At 57.4% G+C, this 6427-nt stretch carries 7 protein-coding genes; 2 read left to right on the plus strand and 5 right to left on the minus strand.

All coding sequences use genetic code 11. The annotated features are described in order from the left end of the window. Positions 1-20: 20 nt before the first annotated feature. Positions 21-653 carry a tetratricopeptide repeat protein gene (locus Q1B15_RS14245; RefSeq protein ID WP_299754667.1) on the minus strand — a complete coding sequence of 211 codons (633 nt, stop codon included), beginning with the start codon at positions 651-653 and terminating at the stop codon, positions 21-23. Between Q1B15_RS14245 and Q1B15_RS14250 the strand changes: the two genes are divergently transcribed. Both Q1B15_RS14250 and Q1B15_RS14255 read left to right on the plus strand, forming a co-directional pair. Further along, entirely contained in the window at positions 652-942 is a 291-nt protein-coding gene (locus tag Q1B15_RS14250) for an SCP2 sterol-binding domain-containing protein (RefSeq protein WP_299754670.1), read from the plus strand. The genes Q1B15_RS14245 and Q1B15_RS14250 overlap by 2 nt on opposite strands. A gap of 83 nt (positions 943-1025) precedes the next feature. Continuing rightward, a complete protein-coding gene (locus tag Q1B15_RS14255; protein ID WP_299754672.1) occupies positions 1026-1877 on the plus strand; it encodes an alpha/beta hydrolase in 852 nt (283 codons plus the stop codon). Here the strand turns inward: Q1B15_RS14255 and Q1B15_RS14260 are convergent. The 4 genes from Q1B15_RS14260 to Q1B15_RS14275 all read right to left on the minus strand — a co-directional run. Then, positions 1874-2599: a peptidase gene (locus Q1B15_RS14260; protein WP_299754674.1), complete on the minus strand. Its 726-nt coding sequence runs from the start codon at positions 2597-2599 to the stop codon at positions 1874-1876. The two genes, Q1B15_RS14255 and Q1B15_RS14260, sit on opposite strands and share 4 nt — an antisense overlap. A gap of 196 nt (positions 2600-2795) precedes the next feature. Further along, positions 2796-3539, minus strand: a complete 744-nt coding sequence (locus Q1B15_RS14265; RefSeq protein ID WP_299754677.1) for an OmpA family protein — start codon at positions 3537-3539, stop codon at positions 2796-2798. A 265-nt stretch (positions 3540-3804) separates the two neighbouring features. Further along, a complete protein-coding gene (locus Q1B15_RS14270; protein WP_299754679.1) occupies positions 3805-5400 on the minus strand; it encodes a 2-isopropylmalate synthase in 1596 nt (531 codons plus the stop codon). 255 nt (positions 5401-5655) lie between these two features. Continuing rightward, positions 5656-6427: ATP-binding cassette domain-containing protein (locus Q1B15_RS14275; protein ID WP_299754681.1), on the minus strand; the 772-nt coding region annotated here is incomplete at its 5' end.

Raw genomic sequence — 6427 nt, forward strand, 5'->3', positions numbered from 1 at the left:
CACATGGTCCGGGACGGACTTCAGGTATCGCGCCCCTCAAGGCTGCTTTCCAGCCGATCAATCGAATTGGCCAGACCCTCGCGATTGGGATGCAGGCGCTCAACCTCGCGCCAAGCGGCCAGCGCACCCTCGGGTTGCCCGATCTCTTCAAAGATAATCGCAAGGCCCGACATCGCTCCAAAATGGTGGGGATTTAACGCAAGCGTGCGGCGAATGTCTTCTAAGGCCAACCCGTATTTCTGGTTCTGAAAATAGGCTGTGGCCCGTGCATTATATCCTTCCGCAAAATCCGGCGCGTGGTCGATCAGGGCGGAAAAGTGGAACAGGGCTGACGTCATGTCACCGTCAGCCATCGCAGCCATGCCGCGATCAAGCAGAAGGTCCATCGCATCAGACCCTGATTGGGACCAAATGGATTGAATACGCCCCTCTATCTGAACGGCAGCCGACGCATCAGCCGTCTTCAAACCCTCAAGCAATGCCTCGATCTCGTTGTCTTGCGCCGCCGCGGACGTCAGGAAAACCTGACTTGCACATAGTGCCGCAACGGCACATTTGAGATATGAAGAGAAAAACCGCATGACAGAATGAAGTTTAGCGTGTGGGGCTGCAATTGCCAGCCCTGCCGCGTCACGAAACCGGGAGAAGACCATGAGTGATATGATTGAACAGGCCGTCGCCAAACTAAACGAAAAACTGGACGCAAGCGGCTTTGACGGCACCGCGAAATTCGTCGTGGAAGACGAAGGCGAGATTTTGATGGACGCCGACGGAGCCCGTGCGGAGGATGGTGACGCAGATGTGACCATGACGGCTGACGTAGAAACCTTCAAATCGATCCTTTCCGGCGAGCTGAACCCAACCGCCGCCTTCATGTCGGGTCGCCTAAAAGTTGATGGCGATATGGGGGCTGCTATGCGTCTTGGGGCGGTGCTGTCCTGATAAGCGCGGCACCTTTCGATACCGCCCTGTCCAAGGGCCCAGCCGCCGAGGCGTTCTGGACGCAGGCGGCGGATGGCACGCGCTTGCGTGTCGGCCATTGGTCAGCAGACGCGCCCAAGGGCAGCATTCTGCTGTTCTCGGGTCGCTCGGAATACCTTGAGAAATACGGTCACGTCGCGCGGGATTTAACCGGTGCCGGCTATTCGGTCCTGTCGATTGATTGGCGCGGGCAGGGGTTCTCTGACCGTGTCACATCCGACGCACGTCTTGGCCACGTCGCCGACTTCGCTGACTATCAGCTTGATGTCGCGGCTCTGGTCACAATGGCTAAAGCCCGCGACCTGCCAAAGCCTTGGCATCTCCTCGGTCACTCCATGGGGGGCTGCATCGGCCTGCGCGCACTGATGAATGATCTTCCCGTTAAGAAGGCTGTCTTTTCGGCGCCGATGTGGGGCATTTTCGTGGCGCCAAACCTGCGCCCAATCGCACGCATTCTGCCGGGTCTTTCGCGCCTATTCAGCGGGCAACTGCGCACAATCCCGGGCACCAGCCCACGAAGCTATATGACGGACACGGCCTTTGCGAATAATCTGCTGACCACGGACCGTGACACCTGGGACTACCTGCAACGTCACGCTGAGGCAGCACCCGAATATGCGCTTGGCGGACCCACGGTGCATTGGTTCGAAAAGGCCCGCGAAGAAACTGCTGCTCTGCGCGCTGCACCCCGTCCAACACTTCCCGTCAAGACAATCGCAGGCACTCGCGAAGCCATCATTGATTGCAAAGCACTGATCGCCATGCACGAAAACTGGCCGTCAGGGTCGCTTGAATGGGTCGAAGGCGCGCGGCATGAATTGATGATGGAAGCACCCGCCATGCGTCAGCAGTTCTTCGATAAGGCATTCATGTTTCTAGAGGACAGCGCCGACTAGATCTTGATGTCGCTAAACGCGTCTTTCAAAGCAATCGACCAGGCCGCACTCATCTCGCGAAACACGTCGTCACCCTCCTCAATGCGACGGGACTCGGTGACCCGGCAGGTGTCTTTTTCGATTACCGTTAGGTCGAGAGGCATACCGACGCTGAGGTTCGAGCGCACGGTCGAATCCATGCTGAGTAATACGGCCTTCTTTGCATCCGACAGCGTGGTTTGCGGCGTCACCACCCGGTCGAGAATAGGCTTTCCATACTTGTGCTCGCCGATCTGCAGGTAGGGCGTATCGGCTGTCGCTTCGATGAAATTACCTTCGGGATAGATCAAGAACAGTCGCATCGCGCCCCCCGCACGCTGCCCGGCGACAATCATTGAGGCAGACGCACTTGATGCGTTTTCGCCCATCCGATTGCCAATCTCCTTGCTGGTTTCGTTCAATGTTCGCCCAATTATTTCAGCAACTTGCAGCATGCTTGGGGCCAGCAGTATCGACGATTGCGGCGTGGCGTCTGTGTTGGCCGCGGCCTCATCAAGTCGCGCCAGCGCGGTCTGCGTCACCGACAGGCTACCGGCGGTCATGATGATGATAATCCGTTCGCCGGGAACATCGAAGGTGAACGTCTTGCGATAGATCGAGATGTTGTCCAGCCCGGCGTTTGTCCGCGTATCGCTCAGGCATACAATGCCCGCGTCCAACAAAAGGCCTACGCAATACGTCATTTTATCTGCGACTCTCTGATTACGTCCTGAGATCGTGTAGTCCTCACCGAAGGGTCTCGCAAGGCTCATACACCCAAGCACGTTACGGCAAATTAAAAAGGGCGCGATCCCCACCCGGATCGCGCCCGTTCCCCACCCAGCAGACGCAGCGGCCCTAAAAGGTTACCGTTTTCCGCGTCCCGAGCATCTCGTTGTTTTAAAGTTCGTCGCCACCCTTGTTGTGTCCATCCGAATTCCCGGGATCGCCCGCCTCGTCACCATTACCGCGACCAGAGTTCGGGTTCTTGTCACCTGTCGATGGCGTATCATCGCCGGTCGACGTTTGATCGTCCGAAGGTGCCGGGTCGTTGACAGACGTCGGATCATCGGTTGGACCGGACGTTTCCGTTGGGATCGGATCGTCGAAAGAAATAGTCGTAGTGCCATTCCGTGCAACACCGCTCGGCTTTGTATCAATGAAGCCAAAGACTTCTGTCACCACGCGGCGATTTTCCCGCTCGCGGTTCAGGGTCTCAATAGCCGGCGCGTCTTCACCGAAAGACACCATGGCCTCAAGGCGCTCTTCTGAAATGCCTTTATTGATCAGATAGGCAACCGCAGTTGTTGCACGGCGCAGGCCAAGGTCGATGTTGTATTCTGTACTACCGACACGGTCGGCGTGACCATAGACGCGGAACTTAACGTTTGCGTTGTCGATGATCCAAGTGGCTTGTGCGTCAAGGCGAGCTGTCGCTTCTGCGTCAAGCCAGTCTTCGTCAAAACCAAAGTTAATTGTATAGGGCACGTCATTCTGGAATTGGCGGGCCACAACCGACAGGCTTTCGGCCTGTGGGATCTGCAAAACAGTTGCAGAGCGGGAAATTTCGGAGGGAGCACCGCAGCCGGTGAGAGCGGCTGCGGTAATCAGGAGACAAACAATACGCGTAGAAGAACCAAACATATTCTTCACTTTCACTCGTTACAAAACAAAACGCCGCGGGACACTTGCGACTTGGGGCATTTCTAGGGCGAGAATGTGGCAAGAGTTTGACCCCAAAGCCGATTATTGACATCATTTTGGCAATAGTGTCGGGCTGCCTTGAAGCACTGTTTCCAAAACCGCAGGGAATGGCGCTGTTTTGGTTAATTCCGGCAAGCGAATGTGTCGGAAAACGGGCGTGCGGACCGAGAATCGACCGGCGGCGTACGCCGGTCTGCTTTTCTTTTCAGCCGAGGTCTTTGTAGTTGACCGTTTTCACATCGGCGTCGGGTGCCGATTTTTCGCGTCGCACCAAAAGACGGTTTAGCGCGTTCACATAGGCTTTTGCGCTGGCCACGACGGTATCGGTATCTGCCGACTGCCCGGTCGAGATCCGACCCGCTTCTTCCATCCGCACAGAGACTGTCGCCTGTGCGTCCGTGCCTTCGGTCACGGCATGCACTTGATACAGCTGCAACTGGGCGTCATGCGGGAAAAGCGCTTTCACCGCATTGAACGTCGCGTCCACCGGCCCGTCACCTTGCGCGGTCGTCTGCTGGTCCACACCGTCAATCGTCAAAGTAAGGTCAGCCGACTGGGGCGCTTCGGTGCCGCAGATCACACGCAGGAACTTCACCTGAATACGGTCATGTGCCTCGCCCGACTCCTGATCACGCATCAGCGCTAAAAGATCATCCGTGAACACTTCTTTCTTGCGATCGGCCAGCGCCTTGAACCGCACGAACACATCCTTCAGCTGGTTGTCGCCCAATTCAAAGCCAAGTTCTTCCAATTTCGAGCGCAGCGCCGCGCGTCCCGAATGCTTGCCCATAACGATATTCGTCTCCGAAAGGCCAACGTCTTCGGGGCGCATGATCTCAAACGTCTCGGCGTTTTTCAGCATGCCGTCCTGATGGATGCCACTTTCATGTGCAAAGGCATTCTTACCGACGATGGCTTTGTTGTACTGAACCGCAAAGCCAGAAACCGTCGCCACGCGCCGCGAGATATGCATTAGCTTGGTGGCATCAACGCCGGTAGTGAACGGCATAATGTCTTTGCGCACCCGCATCGCCATAACGACTTCTTCCAAAGCTGTATTGCCCGCGCGTTCGCCGAGCCCGTTGATCGTGCATTCAATCTGGCGCGCACCGCCCTCGACAGCTGCCAATGAGTTCGCCGTCGCCATGCCAAGGTCGTTGTGACAGTGCGTGGCAAAAATCACGTCGTCCGCCCCCGGCACGGTTTCGATCAGCCGCCGGATCAGATCGGCGCTTTCGCGGGGCGCGGTGTAGCCGACTGTATCGGGGATGTTGATCGTCGTGGCGCCCGCCTTGATCGCAATCTCGACGGTGCGGCAGAGATAGTCCCATTCGGTTCGCGTCGCATCCATGGGCGACCACTGCACGTTGTCGCACAGATTTCGCGCGTGGGTGACCGTGTCGTGGATGCGCGTCGCCATCTCGTCCTTATCAAGGTTCGGAATGGCGCGGTGCAGCGGAGACGTTCCGATAAAGGTATGGATCCGCGGACGTGCCGCGTGTTGCACGGCCTCCCAGCAGCGGTCGATATCCTTGAAATTCGCACGGCTCAGTCCGCAGATCACCGCGTTCTTCGAGCGTTTGGAAATCTCTCTTACCGCCTGAAAATCGCCGTCCGAGGCAATCGGAAAACCGGCCTCAATAATATCGACGCCCATCTCATCAAGAAGGTCGGCGATCTCCAGCTTTTCGGCATGGCTCATTGTCGCGCCCGGAGATTGCTCGCCGTCGCGCAACGTGGTGTCGAAAATCAACACTTGGTTTTTGTCCGCCGCCGGCGAAACGTTCTTTTCGTTTGTCATGGGTCTCTCACTTTGTCCTTAGCATTTCCTGGCGCTGTTCACCTCTGAGCGGTCGCGCCGAAAGGCACGCTCAGAGGCGGCTAAGGAGTAGAAGCAAGCCAAGGACACGCGCATCTGCGCGGTCAATCATCGGAATATCGGTCCTCTGGCTCATGGGTTTAATGATAAGAGTGGGATTTCTTGAAGTAAAGCCCTGAGCGCAAAGGTGCGACGAACGCGTGTTTCCCCGGCGATAGACAACCGGAAGGTAAGACTTCAGGCCTCGCCGGTCTGCGCGGCAATTGTCATGGCTTTGCGGGCCGCAACCGCGCCCTTTAGCCACCCGACATCCATCGTCGGAACAGAAGACAGCAAAAGCTCGGTATATTCGGGGTAGGGCGGCTGCATGATCTCGTCCTTGATGCCTTGCTCGACGACCTTGCCCATCCACATCACCACAATCTCGTCCGAGATCGCCTGCACAGTCGCGATATCATGCGTAATAAAGATGTAAGTAACGCCGAGGTCCTTTTGAAGCCGCATCAAAAGCCTCAATATTCCTTCCTGCACCACCTGATCCAGCGCCGATGTAACCTCGTCGCAAATGATCACTTCGGGCTCAGCGGCCAAGGCCCGTGCGATACAGATCCGCTGCTTCTGGCCGCCGGATAATTCGCCCGCCAAGCGATCAAGGAAACTGTCGTCCAGCTCGATCAGGTTCAAAAGCTCCGAGACGCGTTTGTCGACAGCACGCCCCTTCAGCCCAAGATAAAACTCCACCGGACGCCCGATCATCTCGCGTACGGTATGGCGCGGGTTCATCGCCGTATCGGCCATCTGGTAGATCATCTGCAATTCGCGCAACTGATCCTTGGTCCGGTCCTTCAGCGCCGGCGGCAACACCTCGCCATCGAATGACACCTGCCCGGTCGAGGGCGGCAGCAGCCCGGTGATCACCCGCGCCGTGGTCGACTTGCCCGACCCGGACTCGCCCACCACCGCCAGGGTCTGGCCCCGCGGCAGATGCATGGTGACGTCGAACAGCACC

The organism is uncultured Boseongicola sp., from assembly GCF_937988555.1.
Classification (GTDB): domain Bacteria; phylum Pseudomonadota; class Alphaproteobacteria; order Rhodobacterales; family Rhodobacteraceae; genus Boseongicola.

Excerpts from the sequence above, each read along its gene's own strand:
- Q1B15_RS14250 (WP_299754670.1), top strand. The coding sequence starts at position 652 with ATGAGTGATATGATTGAACAGGCCGTCGCCAAACTAAACGAAAAACTG.
- Q1B15_RS14245 (WP_299754667.1), bottom strand. The coding sequence starts at position 653 with ATGGTCTTCTCCCGGTTTCGTGACGCGGCAGGGCTGGCAATTGCAGCC.
- Q1B15_RS14260 (WP_299754674.1), bottom strand. The coding sequence starts at position 2,599 with ATGACGTATTGCGTAGGCCTTTTGTTGGACGCGGGCATTGTATGCCTG.
- Q1B15_RS14265 (WP_299754677.1), bottom strand. The coding sequence starts at position 3,539 with ATGTTTGGTTCTTCTACGCGTATTGTTTGTCTCCTGATTACCGCAGCC.
- Q1B15_RS14270 (WP_299754679.1), bottom strand. The coding sequence starts at position 5,400 with ATGACAAACGAAAAGAACGTTTCGCCGGCGGCGGACAAAAACCAAGTG.